At 59.6% G+C, this 16,317-nt stretch carries 16 protein-coding genes; 13 read left to right on the forward strand and 3 right to left on the reverse strand.

The annotated features are described in order from the left end of the window. Nucleotides 1-2 precede the first annotated feature (2 nt). The 13 genes from ACE3SE_RS16085 to aroF all read left to right on the forward strand — a co-directional run bounded on the left by ACE3SE_RS16085 (nucleotide 3) and on the right by aroF (nucleotide 14,098). Nucleotides 3-1,865, forward strand: a complete 1,863-nt coding sequence (locus ACE3SE_RS16085; protein WP_374556753.1) for a hypothetical protein — start codon at nucleotides 3-5, stop codon at nucleotides 1,863-1,865. Between the two features lie 5 nt (nucleotides 1,866-1,870). Further along, nucleotides 1,871-2,785: a YaiO family outer membrane beta-barrel protein gene (locus tag ACE3SE_RS16090; RefSeq protein ID WP_131360064.1), complete on the forward strand. Its 915-nt coding sequence runs from the start codon at nucleotides 1,871-1,873 to the stop codon at nucleotides 2,783-2,785. After that, nucleotides 2,782-3,594: a hypothetical protein gene (locus tag ACE3SE_RS16095; RefSeq protein WP_153013211.1), complete on the forward strand. Its 813-nt coding sequence runs from the start codon at nucleotides 2,782-2,784 to the stop codon at nucleotides 3,592-3,594. Before ACE3SE_RS16090 ends, ACE3SE_RS16095 begins: the two co-directional genes overlap by 4 nt. A 275-nt stretch (nucleotides 3,595-3,869) precedes the next feature. Beyond that, nucleotides 3,870-6,542 (forward strand): DNA gyrase subunit A, encoded by a 2,673-nt coding sequence (gene gyrA, locus ACE3SE_RS16100; protein WP_374556756.1) that lies wholly within the window; start codon nucleotides 3,870-3,872, stop codon nucleotides 6,540-6,542. Next, nucleotides 6,539-7,006, forward strand: coding sequence for a PaaI family thioesterase (locus ACE3SE_RS16105; protein WP_199101671.1), 468 nt, complete (start codon nucleotides 6,539-6,541; stop codon nucleotides 7,004-7,006). Before gyrA ends, ACE3SE_RS16105 begins: the two co-directional genes overlap by 4 nt. Beyond that, on the forward strand, nucleotides 7,003-7,443 hold the full coding sequence (locus tag ACE3SE_RS16110; RefSeq protein WP_045846915.1) for a PaaI family thioesterase: 441 nt from the start codon (nucleotides 7,003-7,005) through the stop codon (nucleotides 7,441-7,443). Before ACE3SE_RS16105 ends, ACE3SE_RS16110 begins: the two co-directional genes overlap by 4 nt. A 62-nt stretch (nucleotides 7,444-7,505) precedes the next feature. Then, entirely contained in the window at nucleotides 7,506-8,591 is a 1,086-nt protein-coding gene (serC, locus tag ACE3SE_RS16115; RefSeq protein ID WP_045846916.1) for a 3-phosphoserine/phosphohydroxythreonine transaminase, read from the forward strand. A gap of 128 nt (nucleotides 8,592-8,719) precedes the next feature. Then, the gene (locus tag ACE3SE_RS16120; protein ID WP_045846917.1) at nucleotides 8,720-9,943 is read left to right on the forward strand and encodes an MFS transporter; all 1,224 of its coding nucleotides are present in this window, start codon (nucleotides 8,720-8,722) and stop codon (nucleotides 9,941-9,943) included. Between the two features lie 126 nt (nucleotides 9,944-10,069). Then, nucleotides 10,070-10,657, forward strand: a complete 588-nt coding sequence (locus tag ACE3SE_RS16125; RefSeq protein ID WP_374556759.1) for an O-methyltransferase — start codon at nucleotides 10,070-10,072, stop codon at nucleotides 10,655-10,657. Between the two features lie 4 nt (nucleotides 10,658-10,661). Further along, complete coding sequence (gene pheA / locus ACE3SE_RS16130; RefSeq protein ID WP_045846919.1) at nucleotides 10,662-11,735, forward strand: prephenate dehydratase; 1,074 nt, start codon at nucleotides 10,662-10,664, stop codon at nucleotides 11,733-11,735. A 68-nt stretch (nucleotides 11,736-11,803) separates the two neighbouring features. After that, the gene (locus tag ACE3SE_RS16135; RefSeq protein ID WP_374556761.1) at nucleotides 11,804-12,385 is read left to right on the forward strand and encodes an LOG family protein; all 582 of its coding nucleotides are present in this window, start codon (nucleotides 11,804-11,806) and stop codon (nucleotides 12,383-12,385) included. Nucleotides 12,386-12,421: 36 nt separating this feature from the next. Beyond that, complete coding sequence (locus ACE3SE_RS16140; protein ID WP_374556763.1) at nucleotides 12,422-13,000, forward strand: hypothetical protein; 579 nt, start codon at nucleotides 12,422-12,424, stop codon at nucleotides 12,998-13,000. Between the two features lie 78 nt (nucleotides 13,001-13,078). After that, nucleotides 13,079-14,098 (forward strand): 3-deoxy-7-phosphoheptulonate synthase, encoded by a 1,020-nt coding sequence (aroF, locus tag ACE3SE_RS16145; RefSeq protein WP_131360050.1) that lies wholly within the window; start codon nucleotides 13,079-13,081, stop codon nucleotides 14,096-14,098. 55 nt (nucleotides 14,099-14,153) lie between these two features. Here the strand turns inward: aroF and ACE3SE_RS16150 are convergent, their stop codons facing one another. From ACE3SE_RS16150 to dapF, 3 genes are read right to left on the reverse strand one after another with little or no spacing between them, the layout of a single operon-like run. Further along, nucleotides 14,154-14,738, reverse strand: a complete 585-nt coding sequence (locus tag ACE3SE_RS16150) for a hypothetical protein (protein WP_374556765.1) — start codon at nucleotides 14,736-14,738, stop codon at nucleotides 14,154-14,156. Beyond that, nucleotides 14,735-15,382, reverse strand: a complete 648-nt coding sequence (locus tag ACE3SE_RS16155) for a DUF484 family protein (RefSeq protein ID WP_045846924.1) — start codon at nucleotides 15,380-15,382, stop codon at nucleotides 14,735-14,737. Before ACE3SE_RS16155 ends, ACE3SE_RS16150 begins: the two co-directional genes overlap by 4 nt. A gap of 37 nt (nucleotides 15,383-15,419) precedes the next feature. After that, complete coding sequence (gene dapF, locus ACE3SE_RS16160; RefSeq protein ID WP_045846925.1) at nucleotides 15,420-16,250, reverse strand: diaminopimelate epimerase; 831 nt, start codon at nucleotides 16,248-16,250, stop codon at nucleotides 15,420-15,422. Between the last annotated feature and the right edge of the window lie 67 nt (nucleotides 16,251-16,317).

Here is a 16,317-nt window from a genome sequence, read left to right on the forward strand (position 1 = left end):
TGATGAAAGTACAGCAATGGCCCAAGTGGGTCTGGTTTGTGCTGCTGCTGGTTCTGGTGTTGTTGGCCAGTCTGGCGTGGCATTTGCAGCGCAGCCGCAATGCGACAGCTCCGGATGCCGGAATTGTCTTGTTGCTGCCGGATACGGAAGCCTCGCGGAAATACGTGCTGACCTGGCAAGACGCCGCCGCAGAAAGCGGTGTGCTGATGACTCCCATGCGCGCCGCCGACTTTGTGGCGCTGGATGCTGCGCAGCGTGCGCAAATTCGTGGCGTGGTGTTGCCGGACAGCATTCATCGTCATGTCACATCCGCACTGGGTGGCGTACTGGAGGAATATGTCCGCCAGGGTGGGGCGCTGTGGCTGAACTATGACGCAGCCACCGAAAATGCCGATGGCCGCTTCCTGGATCGTGCCGAACTGACCCGTCTGGTGGGTGTGGACTACCTGCTGTTCCGCGAGCGCGGCAAGGGCATGATCCACAACGACATGCTGCTGGTGCCGCCTTCCACCATCACGGACCTGGCCATTGCGCCCGGCCGCTTCCAGCCTTATACCGCCAGTGGCAATGGCTGGCTGCAGGCCACAACCTATGGCTATGACAATGCGGCGTTCAGCTATTTTGAAACGCGCGGACAGTTCCCCGGCAAGCTGATGGCCCAGGGGCGTGACGGCTCGGTACTGGCCGGCCTGCGTGATTACGGCAAGGGCAAGGTCTTGTTCGTCAATCTGCCGGTGGGTTATCTGGCAGTGCGTACTGACGGCTTGTGGCTGCATTCCTTCATGGCCTTCTTCAATGGCCAGGTATTGCATCTGCCGCGCTTGTCCGCCGTGCCGGACGGCATTGGCGGACTGGTGATGAACTGGCACGTCGATGCGGCCAATGCGCTGCCGTACATCGACATGCTGGAGAAAATCGGCTTCCTCAAGCAGGGGCCGTATTCCATCCACTTCACCACCGGCCCGGACACCAATCGCCCCGGCGATCACATGGGTATGGATCTGGCCAACAACCCGCAGGCACAGGCGCTGGTCAGCCGTCTCAAGGGCATGGGTAACGAAATCGGCGCCCATGGTGGCTGGGCGCACAACTACTTTGCCTTCAACATCAACGAGCACAACGGGGCAGAGTGGACGCCGTATCTGGAGCATAACAAGCAGGATCTGGAAAACGTCATCCATCAGCCGCTGACCGAGTACTCCGCTCCCAACGGCAACCAGCCAGGCTGGGTGACCGACTGGCTGCGCAAGCATGGCGTGATTGCCTACTACCAGGTGGCCAATCTGTCGATGGGCCCGACCCGCTCCTTTATTGATCCGTCCGACATGCATGGCCGCCCATGGTCCTTCCCGGTTTCGGCAGATGGTGCGGTAGCCTCGTTTGAAGAAGGCGTGCGCAACAATTACGGTCAGCCGCGCATGCAGGCTTGGCTGCAGGCCATGACCCGGTTCGTGGTGGATCAGGGCGAAGCGCGCCTGGTGTATTTCCATCCGCCCGGTGTGTATTTCTTCCAGGATGCTGCCGCCCAATGGCTGGCGCAAACCGCTGCGTTGCGCAGCAGTGGCAAGTTCCGCTGGTACACCATGTCCGGCCTGGCGCGCTTCCTGTCGCAACGCGAACTGACCACATGGAAAACCCGTCCGCTGGCAGGCGCCACGGATGGACGCCTGCGCATTCAGGCGAACAATCCGCAATCACTGGCTGATCAGAGCTGGCTGCTGCCCAAGGCAGGCGTCAGCGGCAAGCCGCAAGTGACGGCAGGTGCCGCGCGCATCGAGGAAACTGCCACCGACTGGCGCATTACCGCGCAGTCCGGCAAGGATTTGCAAATCGACTATCTACCGACAACAAGTATTTCTCAGTGAGGGGAATGATGAAACTCAAACAACAACACTATGCCTTGCTGCTTGCCAGCGTATTGAGCACGCCGCTGGCGATGGCGGAAGACGCCATGCCGGCCGCCGAAGCTGCCCCGGCTGCAGCGGAAGCTGCTGCGGCACCGGCGGCTGAAGCCGCTGCCGCACCTGAAGCTCCCGAGGCCGCTGCGGCACCGGAAGTGGCTGGTCCGTACTCCATGAGCCGCAGCATTGAAGTAGGCGGCGGCGGTCACCATGTCAGCGGTGGCAATGGCGACTGGAACAGCGCCTTTGTTTCCGGTGTGTGGCAGACGGATACCGCCAATGTATTCGACTGGATCGTGCAGAATGACCACCGCTTCGGGGAAAGCGGCACGTCGTTCAATGGCGGCTGGAACCATGACATCAACCAGGACTGGTTCGGTCGTCTGGAATTCGGCAAGAGCAGTGCCGGTACTTTCTGGGCTGACAAGCACTACGGCGCAGCCATCAACCGCAAATGGCTGGCCGATCGCAATCTGGTATCCACCTTCGGCTTTGCCTACAACGACAACCGCCAGGGCTACAGTGACCGCGTTTATACCGCCGGCCTGATCTATTACTTTGACGGCCCGTGGGTCATCGAAGGCGGCATTCACCGCAACCTGAGCAATCCTGGCAGTGTCATTTCCACCCAGGGCTATGGTGCCGTCACCTATGGTCGCGACCGCTGGCGTCAGATCGTGCTGTCGGTCAATTCCGGCAGTGAAGGTTACATGCCGGTTGGCAACAGCGCCTCGCAACAGGTGTTTGACAGCCAGTATTACAGCCTGGGCTGGAAAGAGTGGATCGGCCCGCACTGGGGTGTGCATGCCACGGTGGATTACTACCACGGCACGTATTACCAGCGCTCTGGTGGTTCCGCCTCCGTGTTCTGGGACCTGCCATGAGTCTCAAACAGCGCGCGGACTTGCTCAATGCGATGCGCAGCACCGGCTATGCCGGTGGTGTCATCCAGAGCCATCGCGCCATGCGAACCGAGCGCTTCACCCGGGTACGCTGGGTGGAGATCATCGGCCTGCCATTGCTGTTCGACCTGATCCTGCTGGCTTTCCTGCCGCAGGTGATGCAGTTCTGGCAGACGCTGACCGCCTGGGCGGTGGCCTTTACCGGCGTGCCGGCTGATCTGTCCAGTCAGGCTATTGACGGCTGGCCGCTGCACCCGATGGTTTCCTTGCCCTGGCTGGAGCTGTCCGCCTCGGTGCCCAGCTACTGGCAGTGGTGGCTCAATTGCGTGGCATGCGTGGTATTGCTGGTGCTGTCTTTCCTGATCAACAAGGAAAACACGCCCATGCGCTACGTGCTGCGCCTGATTGTCATCGTGCATGGCAGCGCCTGCCTGTTCTTTGCGCTGTATCCGGCCGGTTTCACGCATTCACTGCCGGAATACCACCACACCTGCCTGGAAACGGTGTTGATCCTGACCTTCCTGGTGCCGTGGATACACAGCATCACCTTCAACATCCTGAACAAGCCCATCGTGGAGAAGATCCTGCTGACGGCGATTTCCATGGCCTATCTGCTGGTGGCAGCGCCGCTGCATTATTTTCTGGCTGCCATCATCATGCACTACGGCTCGCTGATGTTCATGCCCATGCTGTTCATCCTGTTCAGCCTGATGCTGAATGTGATGATGCTGATTGCCTTCTACGCCTGGGCCATGAGCTGGGAGTTTGGCAGCGGACATCAATCCAGCTGAGCCGCTGAATACCGGTCAGCTTTGCATTGTCCGACGGGTCGCCATGTTTGCATGGCGGCCCGTTTTTACATTGCAGGCGCTGCCGGCACGGCGAATTTCCATCTGCCAGCCGCGCTAAGTCACTGAGCGGCAAGGGGATGGTCATGCAGTTCCCGGCAAGGCCTTGAATGGCTGGTACGGCACGGGGCAGGCCGCACGACAAGACATGCGCTGACGGGGTGGACGTGGTAGAATCCAGGCTTATTTTTGATTCCTGAAAAGATAGCCATTTACCCATGACAGATCAGCTTTTCGCCAAGGAAACGATCCCAATCAGCCTCGAAGAGGAAATGCGCCGCTCCTACCTCGACTACGCCATGAGCGTGATCGTGGGTCGTGCACTTCCCGATGTGCGTGATGGCCTCAAACCGGTACATCGTCGCGTGCTGTTTGCCATGCACGAACTTTCCAACGACTGGAACCGTGCATACAAGAAATCCGCGCGTATCGTGGGCGATGTCATTGGTAAATACCACCCGCACGGTGACTCGGCGGTTTACGACACCATCGTGCGCATGGCGCAGGACTTCAGCCTGCGCTACCCGCTGGTGGATGGCCAGGGCAACTTCGGTTCGGTGGATGGCGACAGCGCCGCCGCCATGCGTTACACCGAAATCCGCATGGCGCGCATCGCGCACGAACTGCTGGCGGATATCGACAAGGAAACCGTGGACTTCGGGCCGAACTACGACGGCTCCGAACACGAACCGCTGATCCTGCCGGCCAAGATTCCCAACCTGCTGATCAATGGCTCCTCCGGCATTGCCGTAGGCATGGCCACCAACATCCCGCCGCACAACCTCACCGAAGTGGTGGACGGCTGTCTGGCGCTGCTGGCCAACCCGGAAATGACCATCGACGAGCTGATCGACATCATTCCGGCACCGGACTTCCCGACGGCAGGCATCATCTACGGCACCGCCGGGGTGAAAGAGGGCTACCGTACCGGTCGCGGTCGCGTCATCATGCGCGCCCGTACCCACTTTGAAGACATCGGCAAGGGTGACCGTCAGGCCATCATCGTCGACGAGATTCCGTACCAGGTGAACAAGTCGCGCCTGCTGGAGCGCATTGCCGAACTGGTGCGTGACAAGCAGATCGAGGGCATTTCCGACCTGCGCGACGAGTCGGACAAGTCCGGCATGCGCGTGGTGATCGAGCTCAAGCGCGGCGAAATGCCGGAGGTGGTGCTCAACCACCTGTTCAAGCTCACCCAGCTACAAGACAGTTTCGGCATCAACATGGTGGCACTGGTCGACGGCCAGCCGCGCCTGTTGAACCTGAAGCAGATCATCGACGAATTCCTGCGTCACCGCCGCGAAGTCGTCACCCGCCGCACCATCTACGAACTGCGCAAGGCGCGCGAACGTGGCCACATCCTGGAAGGTCTGGCCGTTGCGCTGTCCAATGTCGACGACATCATTGCGCTGATCAAGGCCTCGGAAACCCCGCCGGCTGCCAAGGTAGCGCTGATGGCGCGCGCATGGCGCTCGGAGCTGGTGGAAGAGATGCTGACCCGCGTGGACCAGAGCAAGGCGCGCCCGGACGGGCTGGACGCCGAGTTCGGCCTGCACCCGGATGGCTATCGCCTGTCCGACGCGCAAGCCCAGGCCATCCTGGAAATGCGTCTGCAACGCCTGACCGGCCTGGAGCAGGACAAGATCGTCGGCGAATACCGCGACATCATGGCCATCATTCTGGATCTGATCGACATTCTGGAACGTCCGGAGCGCATCAACCAGATCATTGGTGACGAACTCTCTGCCATCAAGACCCAGTTCGGTGACGAACGTCGTTCGGAAATCGAACCGTTCGGTGGCGACATCAATATCGAGGACCTGATCACCCCGCAAGACATGGTGGTGACCATCTCCCATACCGGCTACATCAAGACTCAGCCGATTGACGACTACCGCTCGCAACGCCGTGGCGGTCGTGGCAAGCAGGCTGCCGCCACCAAGGATGACGATTTCATCGACACCCTGTTTGTGGCCAATACCCACGACTACGTGCTGTGCTTCTCCAGCAAGGGCCGTTGCTACTGGATCAAGGTTTACGATCTGCCGCAAGGCGGTCGCAACAGCCGCGGCAAGCCGATGGTGAATGTGCTGCCGCTGGCCGATGGCGAGAAAATCAACGCACTGCTGCCGATCAAGGCCTTCACCGATGCCGAAGCCGTGTGCGACGAAAACGAAGATGACGAAGCCGCCGCCCTCAAGGCCAAGGGCCCGTTCATCTTCATGTGCACCGCCAATGGCACCGTGAAGAAAACCCCGCTGGAAGCCTTCTCCCGTCCGCGTACCGCCGGCATCATCGCCGTGCGTCTGGACGAAGGTGACAACCTGATCGGCGTCGCCCTGACTTCCGGCAACGACCAGATCATGCTGTTCTCCGACGCCGGCAAGGCCGTGCGCTTCAGCGAAACCGACGTGCGTGCCATGGGCCGTACCGCCGGTGGCGTGCGCGGCATGATGCTGGGCGAAGGCCAGCAGGTGATTTCGCTACTGGTCACCAATTCGGAAGAGCAGCAAGTGCTGACCGCCAGCGATGGCGGTTATGGCAAGCGCACCCGCACCGGCGAATTCCGTCATACCAGCCGCGGCACCCAGGGCGTGATTGCGATGGACCTGACCGACAAGACCGGCCTCAAGCTGGTGGCAGCCAGCCTGGTGGAAGACAGCGACGATGTGATGCTGATCACCACCGGTGGCGTACTGATCCGCACCAAGGTATCCGAAGTGCGTGAAACCGGCCGCTCGGCACAGGGCGTGCGCCTGATCAACCTGGACGAAGGCGAGAAGCTGATCGGCCTGGAAAAGGTGGCAGAGGGCGAATCTGACGAGGAAGTCGTGGAAGAGGGCGAAGCTGCTGCTTCGGCTGAAGACGCTGGCGGAGACGTCGAGGCATGACGCCAAGCCCTGCCAATCCGCAGGTACTGGAGACGATGAGCAAGCTCTTCGTCTCCCTCCCGCACTGCGCTACCCTTGGTTTCCAGTATCTGGGCACCGAGGGTCGCCGCCCGGTGCTCAAGGTGGAATGGCGGGAAGACCTGGTGGGCAACCCCGCCAGCGGCACCATCCACGGCGGGGTGATCACCTCGCTGGTGGATACCACCAGTGCCGTTTCGGTCACCGCCTGCCTGCCGGATTTTGAAACCATTGCCACGCTGGACCTGCGCATCGACTACCTGAAGGCAGCCACACCGGGCAAGGCCATTCACTGCCGTGCGGAGTGTTACCGCCTGGCCAGCCAGATCGCCTTCACCCGCGCAGTGTGCTATCACGACGATCCTGCTGATCCGATTGCCCATGGTGTAGCCACTTTCATGCGGGAATCCAGTCGCGCCTCGATGTTGCAGGAGCCGAAACCATGAGCGATTTCATGGAAAAGCTGGCCGCACTGCGCGATGCCAAGGACTTCACCGCCCTGATTGACGCCATTCCCTATGCCCGGCTGATGGGCGTGGAAATGCTGGAAGATGAAGCAGGCGAGCTGCTGTTCCAGCTACCGTTTGCCGAGCGCAATGTCGGCAACACCGTCCTGCCGGCACTGCATGGCGGCTTGATTGGCGGTTTTCTGGAGAATGCCGCGTTGCTGCACCTGATCTGGCATCGCGAATCGCTGGAAGCACCCAAGATTGTCGATTTTTCGCTGGACTACCTGCGCTCCGGCCGACCGCAAACCCTGTTTGCCCGCTGCGAAATCACCAAACAGGGCAAGCGCGTGGCGCATGTATTGATAGAGGCCTGGCAAGAAGACCGCCGCAAGCCGGTGGCCGTGGCGCGGGCCCATTTCCTGCTGACGCAGTGACACACACAGGCATGGCCTGATCTGGTCATGCCGCAAGTTTGAAGCAATGACTGAGGACAGACATGGCCAAGGTGTATAACTTTTCCGCCGGACCGGCAGTTTTGCCCCACGACGTTCTGGCACAAGCCCAAAGTGAAATGCTGGACTGGCACGGCTCCGGCATGTGCGTGATGGAAATGAGCCATCGCGGCAAGGAATTCATGGAAATCATCCATGATGCCGAACAGGATCTGCGCGAGCTGATGCACGTGCCAGCCGGTTACAAGGTGCTGTTCCTGCAAGGCGGCGCCTCCATGCAGTTTTCCATGGTGCCGCTCAATTTGCTGGGCGACAAACAGTCGGTCGACATCGTCAATACCGGCCACTGGTCCAAGCTGGCCATCAAGGAAGCGCGTCGTTATTGCAATGTCAACGTGGTAGCCAGCAGCGAAGACCGCAACTTTGCCTATGTGCCGGCAGAGGAAACCTGGCAGCGCGACCCCAACGCCGCCTATCTGCACTACACCTCGAACGAAACCATCGGCGGCCTGCAATTCCCCTTTGTCCCGTCTGATCTGGGCGTGCCACTGGTATGTGACATGTCGTCCGACTTCCTGTCGCGCGAAGTGGATGTCAGCAAGTTCGGCCTGATCTATGCTGGCGCGCAAAAGAATATCGGCCCGTCCGGTCTGGTGGTGCTACTGGTGCGTGAAGACCTGCTGGGCCGCGCCCGTGCTGACCTGCCTACCATGCTCAACTATCAGGTACATGCTGACGCCGACTCCATGTACAACACCCCGGCCACTTACCCCATCTATATCGCCGGTCTGGTGTTCAAGTGGCTGAAGCAGCAGGGCGGGGTGAAGGGCATGGAAAGCCGCAATGCGGAAAAAGCAGGCCTGCTGTATCACACCATCCAGGCCAGCGAAGGCTTCTACACCACCCATATCGATGAACCCTTCCGTTCGCGCATGAATGTGGTGTTCCGCCTGAAGGACGAGGCACTGGAAGAGAGCTTCATGATGGAAGCACGCAAGAACGGACTGATCCAGCTCAAGGGCCACCGCGTGGTTGGCGGCATGCGTGCCTCCATTTACAACGCCATGCCGATTGAAGGCGTGAAGGCACTGGCCAGTTTCATGCAGGACTTCGCCCGCCAGAACGGCTAAGGCGGAGCTGGCAGCTTGATTGTTCTGCCTGGATTACACTGTGTGCAAAAACCCGTGACCAACACGGGTTTTTTCTTGTGCGTTGCGGTTTTATGATGGATGACCATAACAATACCGGAAATCATTCCATGGACCGCTCCATTCAACGCTTGCTGCTTGCGGGCGGCCTCATCGTTTCACTGGCCATGGGCATTCGCCATGGCTTCGGCTTTTTCATGCCGCCCATGACCAGCGCCTTTGGCTGGACCCGCGAAAGCTTCGCATTTGCACTGGGCATGCAGAACCTGATCTGGGGCCTGGCGCAACCCTTTGCCGGCGCCCTGGCCGACCGGCACGGACCGGGCAAGGTACTGCTGGGCGGCGGCCTGCTGTATGCCCTGGGCCTGCTGCTGATGACAGTATCAGCCACACCGGTGCTGTTTTCCCTGTCAGCCGGTGTCCTGCTGGGGCTGGCATTGTCCGGTACCACTTATAGCGTGATTTTTGGCGTGCTGGGCCGTACCGTACCCGCTGCTTACCGCTCCCGCGCCATGGGCCTGACAGCCGCTGCCGGCTCATTCGGCCAGTTTGCCATGGTGCCGATCGAGCGCTCGCTGATTGACGGCATGGGCTGGCTACCCTCATTGCTGGTACTGGGTGGCTGTGCGTTGCTGATGCTGCCGCTGGGCCGTGCCTTGACCAGACAGGCAGAGGCCATGCCGCAAACCGGCACACCACAGGCTCATGCGCACCTGCTGCAAGGCATGCTGCATACCTTTGCCCGTGCCTGGACCGAAAAAGGCTTCCGCCTGCTGATGGCGGGATATTTTGTCTGCGGCTTTCAGGTGGTATTCATTGGCGTGCATCTGCCTGCCTATCTGCGTGACCATGGAATGGGCGGCAATATCGCCAGCCTGGCGCTGGCGCTGATCGGTCTGTTCAACATCTTTGGCACCTTCATCTTTGGCGAAGCCGGTAGCCGCTTTGCCAAGCCGCCCTTGCTGGCCGGCATTTATCTGGCGCGCAGCATTGCCATCGGCCTGTTCCTGGTTCTGCCGTTGTCTGTGCCGTCTGTGCTGGTATTCGCCTCGGTCATGGGCTTTTTGTGGCTGTCCACCGTACCGCTGACCAACGGCGTGATTGCCAGCCAGTTTGGCGTACAGCACCTTGGCATGCTGTCCGGTGCAGTGTTTTTCTCACACCAGGTGGGCAGCTTTCTTGGCGTATGGCTGGGAGGCAAGCTGTACGACCTGAATGGCAATTACAACATCGTATGGGGCATTGCCATTGTGCTGGGTGTGCTGGCCGCGCTGGCCAACCTGCCGATCCGCGAGCAGGCATCCGCTGCTTTCGCCGACAAGGCAGCTGCATGAAAACCGTTTTGTATGCCGTGCTGGGCCTGTTGCTGGTGATACTGCTGTTGATGTATCAGCAGCCACGCTTTGTCATGGCATTTTCCGACTTGATAACCGCCTGTTTTTGAAGCATCAGGAGCTTGCATGCTGAGTACCGAACTGTTTGCCCGCTTGAATGCCATCTGGGAAGAGGGCGAGCATCACGATGCCGTCACTACCGAACGCGCACTGAAAAACCTGTTCATCACGCCGGATACCGGGCGCTTCCTCTACCAGCTGTTGCGGCATGCCAATCCACAGCGTGTGCTGGAAATTGGTACCTCCAACGGTTATTCCACCCTGTGGCTGGCGCTGGCCTTGTGCGACCGGGATGGCCGGGTCACCAGTCTGGACATTTTGCCGGCCAAACAGCAGCAAGCTGCCCAGCATTTGCAGGAATTTGCCTTGCAACACAAGGTGGAGCTGCTTTGCCAGGACGCCTCTGCCTACTTGCGTGAAGCCGCTGACGGCAGCGTGGATGTGGTGTTTCTGGACGCAGATCGCAGCCGATACATGGATTATTGGCCTGATTTGTGCAGGATTCTGCGGCGTGGCGGCCTGATCGTGGTGGATAATGTCCTGTCACATGCGGCTGAATGTGCAGATTTCATTCGACTGGTGCTTGCGACGGAAGGCTATCTCGCGGAAACTTACCAGATTGGAAAAGGCCAGTTTGTCATAGTGAAAGATTGATTACGTGTCAGAAGAACTGCTGAAGCAACATCGCGATGCCATCGATTCCATCGATGCCCAGATCCTCCACCTGCTGAACAGCCGCGCCAGTCATGCCCGTGAAATCGGTGAAATCAAGGGTGGTGGCATCATCTACCGTCCGGAGCGTGAGGCGCAGGTGCTCCGCCGCATCCAGCAGCTCAATCCGGGCCCCTTGCCAAATGAAAGCGTGGCCCGCCTGTTCCGCGAGGTGATGTCAGAATGCCTGGCGCTGGAAAAGCCTTTGTCCATTGCCTATCTGGGACCGGAAGGCACCTTCACCCAACTGGCTGCCATCAAGCACTTTGGCCATGCTGCGCGTACGGTAGCCTGCGCCTCGGTGGATGAGGCTTTCCGCCTGGTGGAATCCCGCACGCTGGATTACGTGGTGGCTCCGGTAGAAAACAGCACCGAAGGTGCGGTTGGCCGCACGCTGGACTTGATGGTCAGCAGCCCGCTACGCATTTGCGGTGAGGTGGTGCTGCGTATTCATCATCACCTGCTGCGCAAACAGGAAGGCATGAACGGCATCACCCGGGTGTATGCCCATGCCCAGGCACTGGCGCAATGTCATGAATGGCTGAACAAGAACCTCCCGGCGCACGTTGAACGGGTGTCTGTGGCCAGTAATGCCGAGGCTGCCCGCCTGGCTGGTGAAGATGCCAATGCCGCTGCCATTGCTGGTCAGGCTGCGGCGGAGCGCTATGGCCTGGTCAAGCTGGCGGAAAACATCGAAGACGAACCGAACAACACCACCCGTTTCCTGGTGCTGGGCAATCAGCAAGTTGGCGTGACCGGTCAGGACAAGACCTCCATCGTGGTAGCAGCACCCAACCGACCGGGTGCGGTACATCAGTTGCTGGCTCCTGTGGCAGACAACGGCGTATCGATGACCAAGTTTGAATCGCGCCCGTCGCGTGCCGGTTTGTGGGATTACGTCTTCTTTATCGACATGGAAGGGCATCATGACGATGCCAATGTCGCGACGGCGCTGGCCGGCCTGTCCGAGCGGACTTCCTTTGTCAAAGTGCTTGGTTCCTATCCGCAAGCAGTGCTGTAAAAATTGCTGTAATCAGTACGGCCGGGCTGGAGACATCCACCCGGCTTTATTCTTTTTGGAGAGTGTTGATGAAGTCCCTGTGTCTGTTTTGTGGTTCGAATAAAGGAACACGTCCTGAATACCAAGCCGCTGCTGCCGCATTTGGCCGCACGCTGGCAGAAGAGGGTATCACCCTGGTGTATGGTGCCGGCAAGGTGGGCTTGATGGGTGTGGCTGCCGATGCCGCGCTGGCTGCTGGCGGCAAGGTGATCGGGGTGATTCCGGAATTCCTCAAGGCCAAGGAAGTTGCCCATCTTGGGCTCTCGGAATTGCATGTCACGCAAACCATGCACCAGCGCAAGGCCATGATGGCGGAACTGTCTGACGGCTTTGTTGCCTTGCCCGGCGGCTTTGGCACCTTTGACGAGCTGTTTGAAATCCTGACCTGGGCGCAGCTGTCGGTGCACGACAAACCGGTAGGCCTGCTGGATATTGCCGGCTTCTTCCAGCCGCTGCTGGCGCTCAGCCGCCATGCCGTGACTGAAGGCTTTGTACCGCAGGGCAATATGGACTTGTTCAGTCATTCGGCTGATATCAAGCAATTATTGCAAGCCATGCGCGCTTACCAGCCAAAACAGACCGCCAAGTGGCTTGATCTGGCGAAGACCTGACCCCATCTGGCATGACATCGTCCCGGGGGTTTTGACATGAATGATGACCGTGCGACAACGCGCAAAAGCTTGCTTTGGCGCTTGCGTCGCTTGCTGACAGGGCCGCTGGTACTGCTGGCGGCCTTGCTGATTGCTTTTGAAGAATTCGCCTGGGACGAATTGTCGGACTTGCTGGCCCAGCTGGGCCGCTGGCCGGTACTGCGTCAGCTGGAGGCTGCTGTGGCACGTGCCTCACCTCCGGTGGCGCTCAGTCTGTTTTTGTTGCCGGTGCTGGGGCTGTTGCCGGTCAAGCTGGCCGCAGTCTTGCTGATCAGCCGCGGCCATGCCGTACTTGGCCTGCTGCTTATTCTGCTGGCCAAGCTGCTGGGAACCGCGGTGGCTGCACGGCTGTTCAGCCTTACCCGCAATCAGCTGATGCGCGTACAGTGGTTTGCTCGTGCCTATCAGCTGTTCATGCGTTTCAAAAACTACATACATGATCGCCTTGCCGCATCTCCGGCCTGGCAAGCTGCCCATCGCTTGCTGGATGCCGTGCGCACCAGGCTGCGGCGCTCTTCGGTCTGGTCCCGCCTTGGGCGGCGCATGTCCCGCCAATGGCAGCATTTGCGTAAATAGCTGCCCGTGCCCATGACTTGCTTCTGCTAAAATCTGGCTCGATAACAGCCAGACCAATCCCATCGCCAGGAAATAAACATGATTATCGTGATGAACCGTTTCGCACAGGATGAACACATTCAGGCGGTGGTGGACAAGATTCGCGCTGCCGGCTTGAGCGAGCACGTCTCGCGCGGGACCGAGCGCACCATCATCGGCGCGGTCGGGGATGAGCGGGTATTCAGCCCGGATGCCTTTGCCTTGTTGCCGGGTGTGGAGCGGGCGATGCGGGTGGTCAAGGAGTACCGCATTGTCTCGCGCGAAGTGCACCCTGCCGACAGTGTGGTGCAGGTGCGCGGGCTGTCCATCGGCGGTCTGGCCATTCATGTGATTGCCGGCCCGGCTGCCGTGGAAACGCCGGAGCAGATGGCGCTGTCCGCGCAAATGGTACGTCAGCATGGCGGCAAACTGCTGCGCGGCGGTGCGTTCAAGCCGCGCACCAGCCCCTATGCGTTCCAGGGCGTTGGCGTGGAGGGACTGGATATCCTGCAGCAGGAGGCGCGCCGTCAGGGCCTGCCCATGGTGAGCGAATTGCTGGATGTGCGCCTGCTGGACACCTTTCTTGAGCATGACGTCGATGTCATCGAAATCGGCGCACGCAATATGCAGAATGTCGGCCTGCTCAAGGAAGTGGGGCGTATCAACAAGCCGGTGATCCTGAAACGCGGGCCGTCTTCAAGCCTGAGTGAATGGCTGATGGCTGCCGAATACATTGCAGCCGGTGGCAACCACAACATCATTTTCTGTGAGCGCGGCGTGCGCAGCTTTGAAACTTCTTACCGGAACATGCTGGACCTGTCGGCAATTAGCGTGATGAAGCGGGAAACCCACCTGCCGGTGATGGTCGACCCCAGTCACGCTGCAGGCAAGGCATGGATGGTAGCTTCACTGGCCAGGGCGGCACTGGCAGCCGGGGCGGATGGCCTGATGCTGGATATCCACCCGGACCCGGCCAATGCATGGTGTGATGGCGAGCAGGCGCTCAATCCGCTTGAATTCAGCCAGCTGATGCAACAGTTGTCAGTACTGGCCGGGGCGCTCGGCCGCAGTCTCGCCTGAGCAGCACCATTACTCATCAGCAAGATAATAAAAAAACCGGCAGAAGCCGGTTTTTTTATTTGAGCGCTATCAGGTCCAGCCCAGCAGGATGGGCGCAATCCAGCCCCCCAGCCACATGCTGGCTATCGGTGCGGCGATTGTCCCGATGAGCAACAAGCGCCAGCTCAATATGCCATCCTTGTTCCGCTGCAGGGAAAACAGAAACACCCGGTATAGCAGATAACTGAGCACGGCCATCAGTGGTGGCAGCATCACGTAAGCGGCCATTGGGCGCCATTCCAGTGCAGGCGCGGTGAGCAGGCTGCCAAGGGTAAAGCACAGTTGTGAAACCAGCAGGGCTGGCGATACGTGGCGACTCTGCAGGCAGCAATAAGCCGCGACGGGTCGGGCAGGCGCTGGCAGGTAACCAGAGCGCTGCTGCAATGGCAAGCCAGCTGTAGCTATAGACAAAAGGCAGCCAGACCGGGCGCAGCGGCGTGTAGGGTTCGCTCAGGCGGAAAAATGCAGCCAGCACGAAATATGCGGCGATGAAACTGGCAATGGCGACCGGGCTGCGTGCTGCAATCTGACGCCAGAGTATGTGCAGGAGGTATGCCAGCAGCAACAGGATCAGCAGCCAGCCTCCAAGGGTTGCCGTCATGCTTGTCCCAATACGCGCAGCAGGGCGGCGGAAATGATTTCGCCCATTTGGGCCAGATAGTGGGTGTGCATGTCGAAGGTGAAGCGCTGTGCATCGTCACTGGCCAAGACCAGCAGACCAAAGCGCGCCCCACTGACATCGGTCAGCGGAATCTGGCTGAATGATTGCAGTACCGGTGTGGCCGGGAACCAGCCCAAGACTTCGTCATTGACATAGGGGCCGCAGTAGGGCGCAGACAGGTTGCGGGCCAGGGCCTGCACTTCGTGACGTGCATTGTAGAGCGGAGAGGATTCGGCCGCCGGATGCCACAGGCGCAAGGCCATACGGTCCAAAGAGAAGTCCTGCTTGAAGCAGCTGGCCAGCCCATCCACCACCTGCTGCAGGTTCAGGCAGCGTTGCAGTACCAGGGACAGGCGGTGGGCACTGTGAATGATCTGATCATTGGCTTCGCCATGGAGGATGAGTTGATGTAGGCGCGCTTCCAGCTGACGGTTACGGTCCTTCAGTTCCAGCATCTGTCTGTCAGCCAGCGAAACCACCACCCGGTCCTGTGTGGCCGGGCTGCGCAGGCCAAAGCGGTCGGCATGGTGCTGCAGGAAGTCCGGGTGGGTATCCAGAAAGGCCAGAACCTCATCGCTTTGCATCAACATTCTCCTTGTAGTGTGCCTGTGTACCGATCAGTCAGACTTCGATTTCACCCTGGAATACCGTCATGGCCGGGCCGGTCATGCGCACTGGCTGGCCTTCGCCATGCCATTCGATTTGCAGATCGCCGCCACGGGTATGCACCAGCACCTTGCTATCCAGCAAGCCGCGACGGATGCCAGACACCACCGCGGCACACGCTCCGGTGCCGCAGGCCAGGGTTTCGCCCGCACCACGTTCAAACACACGCAGGCGGATTTCATGGCGCGAAACAATCTGCATAAACCCGGCATTCACCTTTTCCGGGAAGCGGTGGTGGGTTTCAATCAGTGCGCCCAACTCTTTCACCGGTGCAGTATCGACACTATCGACCACCTGCACTGCGTGCGGGTTCCCCATGGAAACCACACTGATGTCGCAGCTGTAACCGCCGGTATCCAGCGGGTAGGTGATGGCTTCGCCTTCTGCCACAAAAGGAATCTCCAGCGGACGGAAGCGCGGCACACCCATGTCAACCACAGCCTGGTTCTGGCCCAGGTATTCCGGAATGATCACGCCTTTGGCCGTTTCAACCCGGATGGCTTTCTTGTTGGTCAGTTTCTGGTCGCAGACAAACTTGGCAAAACAGCGTGCGCCGTTACCGCATTGCTCCACTTCGCTGCCGTCATTATTGAAAATGCGATAGCGGAAATCGTTGTTTTCTTCCTGGGGGGATTCCACCAGCAGCAGCTGGTCAAAGCCAATGCCAAAGTGGCGATTGCCAAGCTGGCGGATTCTGTCGGTATCGAGGGAGACGGTTTGTCTGACACCGTCAATTACCATGAAGTCATTGCCCAGGCCATGCATCTTGCTGAATTTGAGTCGCATCGGAAAAGTCCGGTCTCAGGGTTGGCCAAATACCGTCCATCATAACCGATATGCCATGCCTGTCCAG

The sequence above is a fragment of the Aquitalea pelogenes genome (assembly GCF_041914625.1).
In the GTDB taxonomy this organism is placed as follows: Bacteria; Pseudomonadota; Gammaproteobacteria; order Burkholderiales; family Chromobacteriaceae; genus Aquitalea; species Aquitalea pelogenes.

What these genes read in the sequence shown, in the direction of transcription:
- ACE3SE_RS16085 (WP_374556753.1), top strand. Translation starts at nt 3, where the DNA reads ATGAAAGTACAGCAATGGCCCAAGTGGGTCTGGTTTGTGCTGCTGCTG.
- ACE3SE_RS16090 (WP_131360064.1), top strand. Translation starts at nt 1,871, where the DNA reads ATGATGAAACTCAAACAACAACACTATGCCTTGCTGCTTGCCAGCGTA.
- ACE3SE_RS16095 (WP_153013211.1), top strand. Translation starts at nt 2,782, where the DNA reads ATGAGTCTCAAACAGCGCGCGGACTTGCTCAATGCGATGCGCAGCACC.
- gyrA (WP_374556756.1), top strand. Translation starts at nt 3,870, where the DNA reads ATGACAGATCAGCTTTTCGCCAAGGAAACGATCCCAATCAGCCTCGAA.
- ACE3SE_RS16105 (WP_199101671.1), top strand. Translation starts at nt 6,539, where the DNA reads ATGACGCCAAGCCCTGCCAATCCGCAGGTACTGGAGACGATGAGCAAG.
- ACE3SE_RS16110 (WP_045846915.1), top strand. Translation starts at nt 7,003, where the DNA reads ATGAGCGATTTCATGGAAAAGCTGGCCGCACTGCGCGATGCCAAGGAC.
- serC (WP_045846916.1), top strand. Translation starts at nt 7,506, where the DNA reads ATGGCCAAGGTGTATAACTTTTCCGCCGGACCGGCAGTTTTGCCCCAC.
- ACE3SE_RS16120 (WP_045846917.1), top strand. Translation starts at nt 8,720, where the DNA reads ATGGACCGCTCCATTCAACGCTTGCTGCTTGCGGGCGGCCTCATCGTT.
- ACE3SE_RS16125 (WP_374556759.1), top strand. Translation starts at nt 10,070, where the DNA reads ATGCTGAGTACCGAACTGTTTGCCCGCTTGAATGCCATCTGGGAAGAG.
- ACE3SE_RS16135 (WP_374556761.1), top strand. Translation starts at nt 11,804, where the DNA reads ATGAAGTCCCTGTGTCTGTTTTGTGGTTCGAATAAAGGAACACGTCCT.
- ACE3SE_RS16140 (WP_374556763.1), top strand. Translation starts at nt 12,422, where the DNA reads ATGAATGATGACCGTGCGACAACGCGCAAAAGCTTGCTTTGGCGCTTG.
- aroF (WP_131360050.1), top strand. Translation starts at nt 13,079, where the DNA reads ATGATTATCGTGATGAACCGTTTCGCACAGGATGAACACATTCAGGCG.
- ACE3SE_RS16150 (WP_374556765.1), bottom strand. Translation starts at nt 14,738, where the DNA reads ATGACGGCAACCCTTGGAGGCTGGCTGCTGATCCTGTTGCTGCTGGCA.
- ACE3SE_RS16155 (WP_045846924.1), bottom strand. Translation starts at nt 15,382, where the DNA reads ATGCAAAGCGATGAGGTTCTGGCCTTTCTGGATACCCACCCGGACTTC.
- dapF (WP_045846925.1), bottom strand. Translation starts at nt 16,250, where the DNA reads ATGCGACTCAAATTCAGCAAGATGCATGGCCTGGGCAATGACTTCATG.